Genomic DNA, 629 nt, shown 5'->3' with positions numbered 1-629 from the left:
CGCGGTGGTCGTGGTTCCACAAGGAACGCGCAATGAAAGGGAGAACACTCATTATCCTGCTCATTGTACTGGGTTCGGTGTTTGGCGTCAGCAAAGGCGGCTGGTCAGTTTCCAGCAACCAACTGATCTTCAACGTCGTATTCCAGAACAAGTAAGCTACTGGCCGCTCTTTGAGCGGCCTTTTATCAGGGACTCGCCAATCCCCCGGCTCAAGGTACAAAAAAACCGCCATAAAGACGGTTCTTTTGTATCCGAGCGGTGTTAGCAGGCACCAAACGGATTTTTGACATCGTTAAGAACGATACAAGCGCTACCACGCACTGACATAATGCGTAAATTTGGTTAAAAAATCAACCATCAGGATGCAGAAAAACGATTTTTTATGTACCCTGATTTTGGGTCTGTTCTGCCGGTTTAGCAGCCGGTCATCGGGCTTGAGAACAGTGCTGCAACTACTGCGATACAGGCGCTACCACGCGCTTGTTCCACTGGGGCTTTCCCGGTGAAGTCGCGGTGGTCGTGGTTCCACAAGGAACGCGCAATGAAAGGGAGAACACTCATTATCCTGCTCATTGTACTGGGTTCGGTGTTTGGCGTCAGCAAAGGCGGCTGGTCAGTTTCCAGCAACC

Annotated in this window: 1 protein-coding gene; it reads right to left on the bottom strand. The window is 50.7% G+C overall.

Translation table 11 applies throughout. The features are described from left to right. Positions 1 to 414: 414 nt before the first annotated feature. Positions 415 to 629, bottom strand: a 215-nt coding sequence (locus ACMV5H_RS25635) for a hypothetical protein (RefSeq protein ID WP_414822818.1), incomplete at its 5' end; no start/stop codon positions are given.

Origin of the sequence: Serratia sp. N21D137 (assembly GCF_047530005.1) — a bacterium.
GTDB lineage: Bacteria > Pseudomonadota > Gammaproteobacteria > Enterobacterales > Enterobacteriaceae > Chania > Chania fonticola_B.
This window is presented reverse-complemented; position numbering and strand designations above follow the sequence as displayed.